Below are 15,846 nucleotides of genomic sequence, written 5' to 3'. Positions count from 1 at the left end.
CAGGTCGGGAAGCGCGCCGTTACGCGCCTTAGCGACCAGAGGTCGCGGCCCGCTGTGTCGCGTCGGGTTGGGCTGTCGAAGACGGAGTCCTGGTGCCACCACCCAGCGCGATGTACAGGCTCACCAGATTCTGAATCTGAGCGCGCTTGACCTGGACAAGGGCCTGTTCGGCATCGAACAGGTTGCGCTCTGCATCGAGCACCTGAAGGTAGTTCACCACGCCTTCGGCGTAGCGTTCTCGGGCGAGGTCGGCGATACGTCTCAGCGTGGCGACGTTTTCCTCTTGCGCAGCGACCTGCTCTGCCAGCCAGCGACGGCCTGCCAGTGCATCGGCCACCTCGCGGAAGGCGGTTTCGATGGCGCTTTCGTACTGCGCAACAGCCGCGTTCTCCCGCGCCTCGGCGACGGTCAGGTTGCCGCGGTTGCGGCCGAAGTCGAACAGCGGGAGGTAGAGGCTCGGGCCAATGCTCCAGGTGCGATTGTCACGGCTTACCAGGTTGTCCAGCTCGCTGGAGATATAGCCGAAGCTGCCGGTCAGCGAGATCTGCGGGAAGAACGCCGCTCGCGCCACGCCGATGTTGGCGCGGGCTGCACGCAGGTCAAGCTCGGCGCCCAAAATATCCGGGCGTACCAGCAACAGCTCCGATGGCAGTCCCGCGTCCAGGCGCAGCGGTTCGATCTGTTCGCTCAGCGGCAGCGGCTCCGGCAGCGGCTGTTGCAGCGGTCCCCCTACCAGCTGGGTGAGGTAGTTGACCTGCTCGGCTCGGATCAGGTGGAGGTTGGCCAACTCGGTCGTGGCCTGGGTCAGCAGTGCCTGTGCCTGATTGAGGTCCAGTGCCGAGGTGATCCCCGCCTCGAAGCGCACACGGGCAATGCGCAAGCCATCGCGGCGGCTTTGCAAGGTTGCTTCGGCGAGATCAATGCGCGCCTCAGCGCCGCGCACGGCGAGATAGGTCGAGGCCACATCCGCTATCAATGACAACCTGAAGGCGCGCTGTGCCTCGACGGTCGACAGGTATTGCGCGCGGGCAGCCTCGGTGAGATTGCGCACCCGCCCCCAGAAGTCCAGTTCGAAAGCCGACAGGCCCAGCCCTACCGAGAACTGTTCGGTGATTTGTCCACCGGAACCACCGCTGAAGCCGGTTGTGCCGCCACCTACCGAACCGGCACCGGTCGCGCCAGCGCCGCCGGTTGGAAAGCGGCCCCGGCTGGCGTCCGCCGTTGCGGCCAGCGTCGGATAGCGATCGGCACCCTGTACGCCGAACTGGCCGCGGGCTTCTTCGATGCGCGCTGCGGCAATCTGCAGGTCTCGATTTCGCTGCAGCGCCGTCTCGATGTACAGCTCAAGGCGTGGATCCTGAAGAAACTCGCGCCAACCGATCTCGCTGGCCAACACCTCGCCGTCCATGGGCTGGTAGTCCGCCGGATACTGGGCAGCGGTAGGCGAGGGGGGTTGGTCATGGGACGGCGCGAGCTGACAGCCCGTCAGAGCGCTGATCAGCAGCAAGGGCGCAAACCTAGGCATTGTCTGGCGCCTCCTCTTCCTCGGCCGGGTGCGCCTTGTCTTCGGCGGTTGGCGGGCGACGCTTGGTCAGCCAGCGGCGGACGGAGAGATAGAACAGCGGGATGTAGAACAGGCCTAGCAGGGTGGCGACGACCATGCCGCCCATCACGCCGGTACCGACCGCAACGCGGCCAGCCGCGCCGGCGCCGGTGGACAATACCAGTGGCAGCATGCCGAGGATGAAGGTCAGGGAGGTCATCAGGATCGGCCGAAAGCGCAGCCGTACTGCGTTCATCACGGCATCGGTCAGGCTTTTGCCGTGGCCTTCCTCTTCGATGGCGAATTCGACGATGAGAATCGCGTTCTTGGCCGACAGGCCGATAATGGTCACCAGGCCCACATTGAAGTACACATCCGCTGGCAGGTCGCGAATCATCGCGAACAGCACGGCGCCGAGCGCACCGAAAGGCACCACCAGCAAGACCGCAATGGGCACCGTCCAGCTTTCATATAGCGCGGCCAATACCATCAGTACTACAAGCAGCGACAGCCCCAGCAGCAAACCGACCTGCCCGGACGCCTGCTGTTCCTCCAGCGAGGCGCCCGTCCATTCGTAGCTGAATCCGCCGGGCAGCTCACCTGCCAGCCTTTCCATTTCGGTCATGGCTTCACCGGTAGTCGAACCGGGCGCGGCGCTGCCGGACAGGGTCAGGGCCGGGTAGCCGTTGTAGCGCTGCAACTGGGTCGGCCCTTCGGTCCAGTCCACCGTGGTAAAGGCGCCGAACGGTACGCTTTCGCCCTGATCGTTGATCACCTTGAGGTCGAGCACGTCCTGGGGTGTCATGCGGTAGGGCGCATCGGCTTGCAACAGCACTTGCAGCACCCGTCCGTCCCGGTTGAAGTCGTTGGCGTAGGCACTGCCGAAGGCGATCGCCAGCGTTGCGTTGACTTCGTTGATCGAAAGCCCCAGCGCGCGCGCCTTGATACGGTCGATGTTGACCCGCAGGCGTGGCGCATCGTCGGCGCCTTCAGGCCGCACGTTTTGCAGGATGGGGCTTTCACTTGCTTTGCCCAACAACTGGTTACGCGCGTCGAGCAACGCCTGGTAACCCATGCCGCCACGGTCTTCGAGCTTGAAGGTAAAGCCACCGGCCACGCCCAGTCCCGGGATCGAGGGTGGATTCAAGGCGAACACTCGCGCTTCCTTGATCTGCGAGAAGCGGCCCATGGCCTCGCGCACCAATGCTTGGGCAGAACTGCCCTCTTCGGTGCGCTGGTCCCAGGGGATCAGCCGTACGAAGGACATGGCGTGTGCCTGGCCCTGGCCGAAAAAGCTGAAGCCGTAGACGGTGATGGCATCCTCCACCAAGGGGTGGTCGGAGTAGAACGCCTTGACCTGTTCGATGGCCTCTTCGGTGCGTTCGACGGTCGCGCCCGGCGGCGCCTGGATCACCGTCATCAGCGAGCCCTGGTCCTCGTCAGGCAGGAAGGCGCTGGGCATCCGCAGATAGAGAAATACCGTCAGTGCCAACAGCCCGACGAACGCCAGCAGGAACCAGACGGGGCGGGCGAGCATGCCGCCGACTGCACTGTGATAGCGGTCGGTGGTGCGCTCCATCCCGCGGTTGAACGGGCCGAAGATGCGCTGACCGAGACCGGGCTTCTCGTTGTCCGGCTTGCTTGGCTTCAACAACGCTGCGCAGAGTGCGGGCGTCAATACCAGCGCCAGCACCGTTGAGGTGGCGACGGCAATCGACAGCGTAATGGCGAACTGCCGATAGATGCCGCCCGTCGAGCCCGGGAAGAAGGCCAGCGGCACGAACACCGCGATCAGCGCCAGCGTCGTGCCGATGATCGGTGCGGTCACCTGATCCATCGCCTTGACGGTGGCCTGGTAGGGCGGCAGCTGTTCCTCGTCCATGATCCGTTTGACGTTCTCCACCACCACGATGGCATCGTCCACCAGGGTGCCGATCGCCAACACCATGCCGAACAGGCTCAGCAGGTTGATCGAGAAGCCGGCAATCCACAGCCCGAGGCAGGTGCCCGCCAGGGTGATGGGGATAACGATGGTGGGAATGACCGTGGTGCGCCAGTTCTGCAGGAACAGCAGCATCACCAGCACGACCAGCGCCATGGCCTGGAGCAGGGTGACCACGACCTGCTGGATGGATGACGAGATGAAAGGCGTCGAGTCGAATGGCACCGTCCAGGCGATGTCTTCGGGAAAGCCTTCGGCCAGCTCACGCATTCGTTGCTTGACTGCCGCCGCCGTATCCAGCGCATTGGCGCCGGGTGACAGCTGCACGGCGAGGCCCGCGGCCGGCTGGCCATTGAGTTCGCTGCGCGAGGTGTAGTTCTGCGCGCCGAGCTCGACCCGGGCGACGTCACGCAGCCGTATCACCGAACCATCCGGTGTGGCACGCAGGATGATCGAGGAGAACTCTTCCGGCGTACTGAAGCGCCCGCGGGTCTCCAGCGGTGCGTTGATCTCGATGCCTTCGGCCAGGGGCAGATCACCGAGGGCGCCACCGGCCGACTGGCTGTTCTGTTCCTGTACTGCGGCCAGGACATCGGCGGCAGACAGGCCGAAGCTGGCCAACCGGTCCGGATTGAGCCAGATGCGCATGGCATAGGCGGTGTAGAACTCGCGGATGTCGCCGACGCCTTGCACGCGGCGCAGCTCGTCCAGTACGCGGGTGGTGGCGAAATGGCCCAGCTCCAGTGTGCTCATGGTGCCGTTCTCGGAGAACAGCGAGATGATCAGCAGAAAGTCCCGCGACGCCTGGAACACCTGGATGCCCTGACGGCGAACTTCCTCCGGCAAGCGCTGCTCGACCCGGCTCAGACGGTTCTGCACTTCCATCTGGGCGATATCGATATCCGTCCCGGATTCGAACGTCAGCTCGATCGAGGCGCTGCCGTTGGAACGGCTCGAAGAGTCCATGTAGAGAAAACCTTCGACCCCGTTGAGCTCCTGCTCGATCACCTGGGTCACGTTGGTTTCCAGCACCGACGCATCGGCTCCGGGGTAGGTGACACTGATGCGCAGCGCCGGTGGTGCGATGCTGGGGTATTGCTCGATGGGCAGTGAACGCACCGCCAGCAGACCCCCCAGCAAAATTCCCAGCGCGATGACCCAGGCGAAGACCGGGCGACGGATGAAGAACGCCGGCGTCATCGTGCGGACTCGGAAGACGTTGGCGGCTCCGAGGGCTCCGGTGGTTCTTCGCGCTCGAAGGGTATGGTGCGCACGGGCGCACCGCTGCGGACACTGCCGCCACCCTCGACAATCACCACATCTCCAGCGTCCAGGCCAGTACGAATGATCCAATCACTGCCCTGCAGTTCGCCCAGTTCGACCTCGCGCGAGGCGACCTTGTCATCCTCGCCAACCAGCAGTACACGTGCGGCCTGGTCATTCACCATTACGGCGCGCTGTGGAATCAGCACGCCGTTCGGGCGGATGCCCGCATTGATGCGTGCCCGGACGAACTGCCCGGGCAGAAGGAGGCGGTCCGGGTTCGGAAATTCGGCACGCACGGCCACGGTGCCGGTGGTCTCGTCGATGCTCATGGCGTAGAAGTTGACGTAGCCGGTGTGCGGATACTCGGCACCGTTCTCAAGGATCAGCTTCACCTCGACTCGCCCGTCCTCCGGCAACTTAAGCTCGCCCGAGGCGATCCTGGCGCGAATCTCTAGCAGGTCGGAACTGGACTGGGAGAAGTTGACGTAGACAGGATCGAACTGTTCCACAGTGGTCAGTAAGGTGCCTTCGCTGGCGCTGACCAGCGCGCCCTCGGTGACCTGGGCACGCCCGGCACGGCCTTCGATAGGCGACTCGACAGTCGTGTATTCAAGGTCAAGCTCTGCCGACTGCACGTTGGCCTCGGCTTGCGATACATCTGCCCTGGCGGTGCGCAGGGTAGCCAGCGCAGTGTCGTATTCCTGCTGGCTGATAGCCTGCTTGGCCACCAGCCCCTTGTAGCGTTTGACGTCCTGCGCGGCATTCAACGCGGTGGCTTCGGCGCGTTCCAGGGCTGCCTTGGCAGCCTTGAGGTTGGCGCGCATCTCGCGCGGGTCGATCTGGAACAGTGGCGTGCCGACCTCGACGTCGGTGCCTTCTTCGTAGAGCCGTTTCTGGATGATGCCGTCGACTCGGGCGCGGATCTCCGCGATCCGCACGGCCTGGACCCGCCCAGGAAGCTCGATGATGTTGGGGACGGGCCGGGGGGCGACTGTCATGACCTCCACCTCGGGCGGTGGCGGCGCGGACTGTTCGGCTTGTTCCTCGTCGGAGCAGGCCGCCAGTAGTAATGCCATGGCGCCTGCCCACACCGCGTTTTGCAGTAGCTGCCTCATCTAGTTGACCTTCTTGGCTCGGGCACCGTCTTCGCCGCGGTATAGCGCGCTGACCTATACTCGACCGCGGGCGGCGGGGTACGGTTCCGGTTTATTGCCCGCTTCGATTGGCAGCCTTCGCGAAACCCGAGCATTGCAGCTTTCGGCCGAAACGAGTGGTGGGGAACAAGCATGCTTTGGCTGAGCGGCGCTGGCAGCGGCTTTGGAGTCCCCGAGACGCGCTGCTCAGGTTTTCGGTGTGTGTACCACGATATGCTGCTGCGCCTGGTCCGGCAGCGTAATCCCGGCCGAGCGCAGCGCGACGACCAGTCCCTTGCGCACCTCCGACGCGGTGGCGACGAAATCCGAGCGGCGCGAGTCGCACCAGAACAGGACGTCGAAGACCAGCTGGCTTTCGCCCAGGTCGATGAGCAGTACTTCGGCTTCGGGCGTGGCTAGCACACCGGCCGTCTGCTGAGTTGCTTCGCGCATCACGGCGCTGATGGCGTCGATATCGATGCCGTAGTACAGCTTGCACACCACCTTGCCGCGGCGTATCGGCGCCGCCGTGTTGTTGGTGACGCGGGAGGTGAATGTCTCGGCGTTGGGGACCAGCACGCGGCGCCCGTCATAGGTGCGGATCTGGGTGGCGCGCAGTTCGATGCGCTCCACGCTGCCTTCGGTTTCGCCAATGATGATCTGGTCGCCCAGCTGGAACGGCCGCAGCGTCAGGATCAGCAGGCCGCTGACGAAGTTGGAGAGGATGTCCTTGAGGGCAAAGCCCAGCGCCAGACTGGTCAATCCGAGCCCGGTGGCCAGGGTGCTGGGCTCCAGGCCGAAGGCACTCGCGGCGACGATGATGCCGAGCACCCATACCGCGTAATAACTCACCTGTCGGACCAGGTTCTCGACGGTCAGATCGTTCGCCAAACGGCGCACGATCTTCCTCATCAGCGCCCGTACAGCGGTGGCCAGCCCCCAGAACAACAGCAGGACCAACAGGGCCGCCAGCACCCGGGGAATGATGTTGATCGCGGATTCGAGCAGCCGTGCAAAGGCGGTTTCGACGCTCGACTGCACTGAAGTCAAAAAACGTCCACGGTCAGAATCGCGGCGTTTGGCAGCCGTCGCCAGGGCCCGGTCGATAGTTGCAGCCCAGTCACGGGCGAGTCGGTCGAGCGGCTGACCGTTGGCTTCGGCATCGGCCGGTGCGACCACCATCAGCGGGCGGCCGGCCACGCTGATCTGCAGACCTTCATCCTCTTCAGATTCGGTTGGCTCGATGCGCGCCCGGGTGATGCCCTTGGGCGTCTCTAGTACCGCTGCCAGCTGCCGTTCTATCTGCCGCGCCCGTGGCCGTGCTTCAAGCGCTTCGTTGGGGCCGATGCGAAACAAGGCGCGGCCGTCCAGGCGTACGGTCGCGACGCCTTCCTGAGCCCAGGCGTGGGTCGTCGGCAGCATGGCCGCGCAGAGCAGCCCCAGCAGGGCAAGCGTTCTTAACAGGACGGGAAGCGCAATAGCGAGGCGAGGAGACAGGATCATGGTTGATATGCCGTGGCCGGAAACAAACAGGCCGCCGGGTTGGCGGCGGCCTGTCGATGAAACGTGCAACGTGCGGCTGTGCGTACCGAGGGGCCGTGGTTGCAAAGCGGTCGTCTTCGTGGCGTTAGAAAACCAACGCAAACAAACCGATCACGACCAGCAGACCGATCAGAAAGATGATGCCTACCGTGCTGCCCAGAAACTTCAGCATGAGGATGACTCCTTTGCAGTGGGTTCACTGAGTCCGACTGGCCAAGCGTCCAAAACGTTCAGAAAACCGGGCGGCCGGTCATGTCCGCTGCAGGCTTCAGAGGCTTTTCCAGATCAGCTGCAAACCGGCCAGCAGCATGCCCAGACGAGCGATTCGGTAAAACACTTTGTGGTCGATGCGCTTGTGCAGCCACAGCCCGGCCCAGACGCCAAAGGGCACCACGGGCGCCAGGGACAGGCTGAGCAGCAGGTTTTCCCGGCTGAACTGACCGAGCGCGGCATAGGGAATGAGCTTGACGGCGTTGGTCATCAGGAAGAACAGATTGATGGTCGCCACATAGCGCAGCTTGTCCAGCTGCTGGGGGAGCAGGTGCATCATGATCGGCGGCCCACCGGCATGGGCGACGAAGCTGGTGAACCCAGCAACCGAAGAGAGCAGGGTGCCGCGCCCGCGCTGCAAGGGGCGTGGCTTGTCGTTGCGGGCGAGCAGTCCGAGCACCACGAAACCCACCGCTATGGCACCCATCATCAGGCCGACCATGCGCTCGTCGAGCATGCCAAAGGTGAGTGAGCCGAGAACGATGCCGATCAGCGCCCCCGGCAGCATGACCTTGAGGTTCGCCGTGTCCCAGTGTCCCCAATAGGCTCTGAGTCCGACGACATCAGCCAGGCAGAGGATCGGCAGCATCACGGCAGCGGCCTGTTTCGGGGAGAGGGCAAGCGCCAGCAGCGGCACGGCAATGCCGCCCAGCGCGCCGCCGAAGCCGCCTTTGGACAGGCCGGTCAGAAAGATGGCCGGCAGGGCAAACAGTAGAAAGTCAGGTAGGGTCATGGGCGTGCTGGCGAGACGGGTCTGAAATCTGGTGGAGCCGCATCATCGCATCTTTGCCGTCCGCGGTTGTGAGCGAGGGTTGCAGCTGACGGCGGCGGATCACTGGCGGCAGGTCGTGGTCAGCATGTATATCCCCAGGCTGACAGGTGGCTTATGACCTTCTCCATTGCAAACCGCGGCTTTCTTTCGACAAGGGCGACTCCGCCTTCGCGCTTGTTGGCTGGCGCCATGCTGATGGTGTCGGTGACATGGGTGTCTCAGATACAGGCACAGGAATCCCAGGCGCTGGTGAACCTGATCAACGAGTTTCGCGAAGCTGCCGAAGCGTGCGCAAACGGCGACGCAACGGTGGTCGGCCCGCTTGCGCCCAACGAAGCGCTCGCGCTGTCCCCGGCCACCAGCGGGGCGCAACTGCAGCAAGAGCTGCAGGCATCCGGCTACCGGCCGGCCAAGCTGCAGGCTATTTCCGTGTCGGGACCGGCCGATGCGCAGACTGCCATGCAGGCCCTCAAACAGCGCTATTGCGCACCGCTGCGCAGTCAGGACTTTGCCGAAATCGGGGTAGCGCGCAGCGGCAACACCTGGCAGGTGTTGCTGGCCAAGCCGCTTCTCGCACCCGATCTTGGTGATTGGCAACAGGTCGGCAAGGACATCCTGGAGCGAGTCAATGCCGCGCGGGCAGAGCCGCGCACCTGTGGAAGCCGATCATTTCAGGCGGCGCCCGCGCTCAGCTGGAACGCTAAGCTCGGCGATGCCGCACTGGCCCATAGCCGCGACATGGCCGAGCAGAACTATTTCAGCCACGGGGCGCCAGACGGCAGCCAGGTCAGTGACCGGGCCAGCCGTGCAGGGTACAGCTGGCAGCGGATCGGCGAGAATATCGCGGCCGGGCAGGGTTCGGCTGATCAGGTCATGGCCGGCTGGCTGGCCAGTCCCGGCCATTGCAGCAATATCATGAATCCGGACTTCAGCGAGATGGGGGCGGCCTACGCCATTGAAGAGAACAGCGCCGCCGTCAGCTACTGGACGCAGGTATTCGGCACGCCACGCTGAACCCGCCCGGGGTCACCCCTGAGCTTGCAGCCAGTCGTGCGCCTCGGTGCCCTGATCTTCCTCGAACGCTTTCACAACGAGCCCAGGAATAAGGGCGCCCTCGATTTCACTGGCCTTGCGTAGCCATTCCTTGCCAGAGACGACTGCACAGCAATCGAAGCGACGAATAAAGCGGAACAGTTGCGGTATGCGAGACAGCTCCACACCCATCGCGCCCAGGGTCGGAACGTCGAAATCACCGATACGACACAACATGTGACCGTGGCTGATGCCTTCGGACTTCCGTAGCAGTTCATCCAGCGCGAAGCGCATCTCGCTGGCGTCGAGTTTGCCGGAAAAGTCCACATCGATGCGTTTGTCGCCGATACGGGTGACGTGAAACATGACGAGTGTCCTTGTATGGAAACGGAGACGGGTTACTGCGCCCTGGATGACCATGGCGGCCTCGCGGCGTTCTGATCAAAGGGTGGTCGAGCTTCTGTTTCCAGGCAAGTCGGAGCCTTGGCGTGCTGCGCAGCAACCTTCTGCAGGGCAGTAACAGCCACAACGCGATGACCTGGCACCTCGTGTGGCGGGCTATACGGGGCGTACCTGAAACGGGGGGCGCTTGTAGCGGAAGGAGTCCCCGCGCGTGAGGCACGGGGACGGGGCGATCAGTCCTGGCGGCTGGTCACTTCCAGCAGGTGATAACCGAACTGGGTTTTCACCGGGCCCTGTACTTCATTGAGCGGGGCGCTGAAGACGACGGTGTCGAACTCCTTGACCATCTGACCGGGGCCGAACGAGCCCAGGTCGCCGCCCTGACGGCTGGACGGGCAGGTGGAATTGTCCTTGGCAACCTGAGCGAAATCGGCACCGCCTTCGATGGCAGCCTTCAGTTCGTTGCACTTTTCTTCGGTGGGAACCAGGATGTGGCGGGCAGTGGCTCGTGCCATAAGTGTCTACTCCAGTGGGAAAGGTGCGAGCCTACCGGATTTGCTCAGCGATTCAAGCATCGGGCTCAGTTCGACTCGGTCGAAGCGCGCTTCGGCGAGTTCTGCAGAGCGTCCAGGCTGCGTCTGTACTGCTCGGCACCTAGTGGCATGTAGCCGGTGAAGTGAATCCAGCTGGGCAACCCCTGCAGGTAGTGTTCGACGAATGCGCGGGTGATCGGCTTGCGCTGCAGGCTTTCTTCGTTCAGGTAGAGAAACAGCGGGCGCGTCAGTGGCTGATATTTTCCTTCGCTGACCGTGGCGAGCGTCGGATAGACCGGCCCCTTGCCGTTATCCACAGCGAGCAGCTTCAGTTCGTCCCAGTGCCGGTGGTACGCACCGATACCGAAAAAACCGAGGGCATCGGGTTCGGACGCAATACCAGCTGCCAGCTCCTCCTCGTTTTCGCTGGCGGTGTAGTCCTGGCGGCTGCGGTGCGTCGCGCCGACGATCTCGCGGGTGAAGACGTCATAGGTGCCCGAATCCTGTCCTCGCCCAAACAGCTTCACCGGGCGATCCGGCCATTCGGGCCGAATCTGGTTCCAGCGCATGACTTGGCCTTGCGCAGCTGGTGCCCATACGGTCTTGAGTTCATCTACCGTGATGTCTTTCGCCCAGTGGTTGCTGGGATGTGCCACTACCGCGATGGAGTCCATGGCCAGCGGGATCTTGCGGTAGCGGACGTCGTTCTGGGCGCACTCTGCCTGTTCTTCGGCGTTCATTTCGCGGGACGCATCGTTGATGTCCGTCTGGCCGGCGCAGAAGCGGCGGAAGCCCGCGGTGGTCCCGGAAAACTCAACGTCTATCGGATGACCGGGGCGGGCGCGCTGAAACCGCTTTATCGCTTCACGGGTCAGTGGGTAAACCGTGCTTGATCCATCGACAAGCAGCCCGTCGGAAGCCGGGGCCGACGCCAGCGCTGCGCCCTCGGCTGATGCGAACGAGGCGTGCAGGCCAAGCAGGAGGCTAATCAGCAGCAGCGGGCGGGATTTGGCGAGGTGCATGAAATGTCCCTTCTTGGCGCAGGCCTGGCTCAGGATTTAGCTTTCAGCCAGTCGGTCTTGAGCGTTGTCCAGAACAGCTGAAGGCTGTTGAAGCGCGTGTCCACCGCGTTGATGTAATCGTCCAGGTGGTCGATTTCCCGGTGTTGTGCCTGCTGCTCCTGGGCGTCGATGCGTTCAAGCTGGGCCTCGAGCTCATTCAGCGATTCGCGTAATTCACGGATGCGGTTCTCGGTCTGGATGCGGCGTTCACTTTGCATGGTTGGCTCCAGGCTGGGTCAGAGTTGGCTGCCGCCAATGAGCAGCAACGGAAGGCCAAAGAACACGCCCCCGATATAGGCCCCGACATACAGCTTGTTGCGCTGAGCCAGGTCCGCAAGGAAGTTGGCGATCGCCGGTGGCACACCCCGCAGGAAAGGCAGCACGTAGATGATGGTGATCCCCAGGAGGTTGAACATCAGGTGCACAAGGGCGATCTGCATCGCCAGTTCTGCCGTAGGGCCGGCAATGGCCGTGGCGGCCAGGAGCGCGGTGACGCAGGTGCCGATGTTGGTGCCGAGCGTGAAGGGATAGACCTGCTTGAGCGTGAACACGCCCGTGCCGGCCAGCGGTACGATTAGTGCCGTTGTGGTGGAGGACGACTGCACCAGGATCGTGATAAGTGTTCCCGAGGCAATGCCGGACACCGGCCCGCGTCCGACGCTTGCATGCATGATGTCTTTGGCGCGCCCCACCATCACCCGGCGCAGCACCTTGCCGATGGCCTGCACCACAAAGAGGATCAGCCCGACCCCGATGATGATCAGCCCAACTCCGGCCCACACCTTGCTCGGCAGCCAGGACACGCTGGCTTCGAGCAGCTCGCTGGCTGGGGTCAGTATGGTCTTCATGAAGTTCATGCTCTTCATATCGACGCCGGCACTGTCATGCACCAGCAGGCCTGCAAGCGTCTGTGAGACGCGCTCCAGCGGATGAAAGAGCAACTCCAGCGGCAGAAGGATGGTCACCGCCGTGATGTTGAAGGCGTCATGCACCGTGGCCGCCGCAAATGCCCGATGGAATTCCTCTCCACTGCGGATATGGCCAAGGCTGACGATGGTGCTGGTCAGCGACGTGCCGATATTCGCGCCCATGATCAACGGAATCGCGATGGGGATCGGCAGGCCACCGGCGACCATGCCCACGATGATCGAGGTCACCGTACTGGAACTCTGGATCAGCGCCGTCGCCGCCAGGCCGATCATCAGCCCGACAAAGGGGTTGGTGGCAAAAGCGAACAGTTCCTTCGCATTGTCGCCAACCGCAGCCTTGAAGCCGTCTCCAATGGCGCCTACTGCGGCCAGCAGGAGATAGATCAGGGTAATGACCAACAGCCATGACAGCCATTGGCGTGATCCGGAGGCCGAGGATTGTTCAGCCAGTGCACCGGCATTGGTCGCCATGAGCCACGTCCCCTTGAGAATGGTTGGTGGCTCGACGGTGGGCTGCAGGTGTGAAGGGTTCGTGACCGGAGCGGCGTTCAGGCGATGAACGGTGCTCTGGCCGATGGATAGGGCGTTGCCAGTGTGCGCCTGATTCCGCAGGCGCACTCAGGTCGCGCCTAGGCGGCGTCGCTGTCGCGAGGTACTCCAACGGTTGGTCGCGCCTGGAGATAACCTTGCAGCCGGGCCTTATCCGCTTCATCGAATGCCAGGCCGAGCTTGGTTCGGCGCCAGAGGATGTCATCCGGCTGTGTGGCCCATTCTTCACGGCAGAGATAGTCGACTTCCTGTGCGTACAGCTGCGGGCCTAGTTCTTCGCCCAGCGCATCGAGCGAGCGTGCATCACCGAGCATGCGCCAGACCCGATTGCCGTAGAGGCTCGCCCAGCGCTTGGCCAAGGGGCGATCGATGCCTCGCACCTGGGTGAGCAGCTCCTCGGTAAGCGCTTCGGCAGTGCTCATCCCTTCGCCGCCCGGTAGCGGCGTACTGGCTGTCCAGCTGTCGCCCATCCGCGGGAAGTAAGGCTTGAGCTGCGCCATGGCCGATTCGGCAAGCTTGCGGTAGGTGGTCAGCTTGCCGCCGAACACCGAGAGCAGCGGCGCCTGCTTTTCCTCGGCCGCCAGCGACAGGGTGTAGTCACGAGTGACCGCGGAGGGGTTGTCCGATTCGTCATCGCACAGAGGGCGCACGCCAGCGAAGGTATGGATGATGTCCTTTGGTTCGAGTTGCTTGCGGAAGTGGGTATTGGCGACACCCAGCACGTAGGCGATCTCCTGCTCGCTGATACTGACCGTGGCCGGGTCGCCGCGGTATTCGCGGTCGGTGGTGCCGATCATGGTGTAGCGGTCCAGGTAGGGGATGGCGAAGACGATGCGCCTGTCCTCGTTCTGCATGATGTACGCCTGCTCGCCTTCGTACAGTTTGGGCACTATGACGTGGCTGCCCTGAATCAGGCGAATGCCATAAGGCGAGCGCTGCTGCAGGTTATCGCCAATGAACTGGGCGACCCAGGGCCCGGCCGCGTTGACCAGTGCCTTGGCGCGCAGGGAAAAGCGCGTCCCGTCCTGACGCTGCAACTCGACGTGCCAGATACCGGCGGCACGCTTGGCGCTAAGGCATTGGGTTCGGGTGTGGATGTGCGCACCTTTCTCCCGCGCGGCCATGGCGTTGAGCACGACCAGCCGCGCGTCGTCGACCCAGCAGTCGGAGTATTCGAAACCGCGCGTGATCTCCGGCTTGAGTGGGCTCTCTTCACCGAAGCGCAAACCTCGCGACGCTGGCAGCTTTTCGCGTTTACCCAGGTTGTCGTAGAGAAACAGCCCGGCGCGGATCATCCAGGCCGGACGCAGATGCGGGCGATGGGGCAATACGAAGCGCATCGGCTTGACGATGTGCGGTGCCTTGGCCAGAAGCACTTCCCGCTCGGCCAGTGCCTCGCGCACGAGGCGAAACTCGTAGTGTTCCAGGTAGCGCAGGCCGCCATGGATCAGCTTGCTGCTGGCCGACGACGTGTGGCTGGCGAGGTCGTCACGCTCGCAGAGAAACACCGACAGGCCGCGCCCGGCTGCGTCAGCAGCGATACCTACACCATTGATGCCACCGCCAATGACGGCGAGGTCGTATAGCTCGGAGACGGGCTCAGTCACGGGATTCTCCTTAAGAACGAACATTGATTTTCGAATGTGAACATCCTAGCGCACATCTAAGCGCTTCTCTAGAGGGGATGTTCGGTTTTTATATCAAATGAAAATAATCGAACTTATACGAGCTGTTGTTTAGCGATGAGCAGCCTTTGGGCTTATCCAGGGGATGCGCTAGAGAGGCTAAGCGCGACGTGTGACATTACGGATGCTTACCGCTTGGCTTGATGAACCAAGCAAGGGGCAGGTGATGGGATCGGTCAGTGGCTCCACGCAGGGCGGAGGCGACCGGGTTCCTACCGGCGATCGCACCGCACCCTAAAGGGGGAACGTGAGCCAGCCCGTTCTCAAGTAACGCGGTCCGTGGAAAGCAGGGACAGGGACAGAGGCTGACGGACTCAGCCGGTGACTTCCAGCTTGACCTTGTGCCGGCTGAGCAGCTCGACAAAGGCCTCGGGTGGCTGGGCCTCGGTAAACAACATGTCGATCTGTTCAAGTGAGCCGAGGCGGGTCATGGCGTTGCGGCCGAACTTGCTGGAGTCGGCGGCGAGGAAAACCTGGCGGGCATTGTTGATGATGGCCTGGGAGACGCGTACTTCCTGGTAGTCGAAGTCCAGCAATGTGCCATCCTCGTCAATCCCGCTGATGCCGATCAGGGCGAAGTCCACCTTGAACTGACCGATGAAATCCGCCGTGGCCTGGCCGACCACGCCGCCGTCGCTGCGCACGTTGCCCCCGGCGATCAACACGTCGAAGTCTTCCTTGGGGCTGAGGATGCTCGCCACATGCAGGTTGTTGGTGATGACCTTGAGGTCGCGGTGGTTCAGCAGGGCGTGGGCGATGGCTTCGGTGGTGGTGCCGATGTTGATGAACAGCGACGCCTGATCGGGAATATGTGCCGCCATGGCGTCGGCGATGCGGCGTTTTTCGTCGCGCATCTGCCGGGCGCGCTGGGTGTAGGCGGTGTTCTGCACGCTGGAATCATGGGCGGCACCACCGTGGTAGCGGCGCAGCAGGCCGGCTTCTCCAAGCTGATTGATGTCCCGGCGGATGGTCTGTGGCGTTACCGAAAACTGCTGCGCCAGCTCTTCGATGCTGACGTAGCCGCGTTCGCGCACCAGTTCGAGAATGCTCTGCTGTCGTGGGGCCAGACTCATGGAGGCTTCCTTCTTATCGATATGCCGTGAAGGATGCCGCAGTCTGGGGTTTGATTAAAGAATTGTTCGTTTGCGTATAAGCGCGCCCGGCGCGGTCAAGATCCGGGCCGGGCG

Annotated in this window: 14 protein-coding genes; 1 reads left to right on the top strand and 13 read right to left on the bottom strand. The window is 63.1% G+C overall.

Annotated elements, in window-relative coordinates:
* Positions 1–28 precede the first annotated feature (28 nt).
* The 6 genes from AC4LFW_RS11150 to AC4LFW_RS11125 form a co-directional block, all read right to left on the bottom strand.
* A complete protein-coding gene (locus AC4LFW_RS11150) occupies positions 29–1,525 on the bottom strand; it encodes an efflux transporter outer membrane subunit (protein ID WP_491819146.1) in 1,497 nt (498 codons plus the stop codon).
* On the bottom strand, positions 1,518–4,685 hold the full coding sequence (locus AC4LFW_RS11145; RefSeq protein WP_491819144.1) for a multidrug efflux RND transporter permease subunit: 3,168 nt from the start codon (positions 4,683–4,685) through the stop codon (positions 1,518–1,520). The genes AC4LFW_RS11150 and AC4LFW_RS11145 overlap by 8 nt, the downstream gene beginning before the upstream one ends.
* Positions 4,682–5,866, bottom strand: coding sequence for an efflux RND transporter periplasmic adaptor subunit (locus AC4LFW_RS11140; RefSeq protein ID WP_491819143.1), 1,185 nt, complete (start codon positions 5,864–5,866; stop codon positions 4,682–4,684). Before AC4LFW_RS11140 ends, AC4LFW_RS11145 begins: the two co-directional genes overlap by 4 nt.
* 225 nt (positions 5,867–6,091) lie before the next feature.
* A complete protein-coding gene (locus AC4LFW_RS11135; RefSeq protein ID WP_491819142.1) occupies positions 6,092–7,387 on the bottom strand; it encodes a mechanosensitive ion channel family protein in 1,296 nt (431 codons plus the stop codon).
* Positions 7,388–7,511: 124 nt separating this feature from the next.
* Positions 7,512–7,598 carry a small membrane protein YohP gene (locus AC4LFW_RS11130; protein WP_491820207.1) on the bottom strand — a complete coding sequence of 29 codons (87 nt, stop codon included), beginning with the start codon at positions 7,596–7,598 and terminating at the stop codon, positions 7,512–7,514.
* A 96-nt stretch (positions 7,599–7,694) separates the two neighbouring features.
* Positions 7,695–8,429 carry a sulfite exporter TauE/SafE family protein gene (locus tag AC4LFW_RS11125; RefSeq protein WP_491819141.1) on the bottom strand — a complete coding sequence of 245 codons (735 nt, stop codon included), beginning with the start codon at positions 8,427–8,429 and terminating at the stop codon, positions 7,695–7,697.
* Positions 8,430–8,582: 153 nt separating this feature from the next.
* Here AC4LFW_RS11125 and AC4LFW_RS11120 point away from each other — a divergent pair, with 153 nt between their 5' ends.
* The gene (locus AC4LFW_RS11120) at positions 8,583–9,482 is read left to right on the top strand and encodes a CAP domain-containing protein (protein ID WP_491819140.1); all 900 of its coding nucleotides are present in this window, start codon (positions 8,583–8,585) and stop codon (positions 9,480–9,482) included.
* Positions 9,483–9,494: 12 nt separating this feature from the next.
* On the opposite strand, the gene AC4LFW_RS11115 is transcribed toward AC4LFW_RS11120, so the two are convergent.
* The 7 genes from AC4LFW_RS11115 to AC4LFW_RS11085 form a co-directional block, all read right to left on the bottom strand.
* Entirely contained in the window at positions 9,495–9,866 is a 372-nt protein-coding gene (locus AC4LFW_RS11115; RefSeq protein WP_491819138.1) for a SpoIIAA family protein, read from the bottom strand.
* A gap of 269 nt (positions 9,867–10,135) precedes the next feature.
* A complete protein-coding gene (locus tag AC4LFW_RS11110; protein ID WP_003282311.1) occupies positions 10,136–10,417 on the bottom strand; it encodes a peptidylprolyl isomerase in 282 nt (93 codons plus the stop codon).
* A gap of 65 nt (positions 10,418–10,482) precedes the next feature.
* Positions 10,483–11,457 (bottom strand): PstS family phosphate ABC transporter substrate-binding protein, encoded by a 975-nt coding sequence (locus AC4LFW_RS11105; protein WP_491819136.1) that lies wholly within the window; start codon positions 11,455–11,457, stop codon positions 10,483–10,485.
* Positions 11,458–11,486: 29 nt separating this feature from the next.
* On the bottom strand, positions 11,487–11,714 hold the full coding sequence (locus AC4LFW_RS11100; RefSeq protein ID WP_491819134.1) for a hypothetical protein: 228 nt from the start codon (positions 11,712–11,714) through the stop codon (positions 11,487–11,489).
* An 18-nt stretch (positions 11,715–11,732) separates the two neighbouring features.
* On the bottom strand, positions 11,733–12,896 hold the full coding sequence (locus AC4LFW_RS11095; RefSeq protein WP_491820206.1) for a Na/Pi symporter: 1,164 nt from the start codon (positions 12,894–12,896) through the stop codon (positions 11,733–11,735).
* A gap of 158 nt (positions 12,897–13,054) precedes the next feature.
* Positions 13,055–14,605, bottom strand: a complete 1,551-nt coding sequence (glpD, locus tag AC4LFW_RS11090; RefSeq protein ID WP_491819133.1) for a glycerol-3-phosphate dehydrogenase — start codon at positions 14,603–14,605, stop codon at positions 13,055–13,057.
* A gap of 368 nt (positions 14,606–14,973) precedes the next feature.
* Entirely contained in the window at positions 14,974–15,732 is a 759-nt protein-coding gene (locus tag AC4LFW_RS11085; protein ID WP_491819131.1) for a DeoR/GlpR family transcriptional regulator, read from the bottom strand.
* Between the last annotated feature and the right edge of the window lie 114 nt (positions 15,733–15,846).

This window comes from Stutzerimonas sp. C6.4V (assembly GCF_058536345.1).
This window is presented reverse-complemented; position numbering and strand designations above follow the sequence as displayed.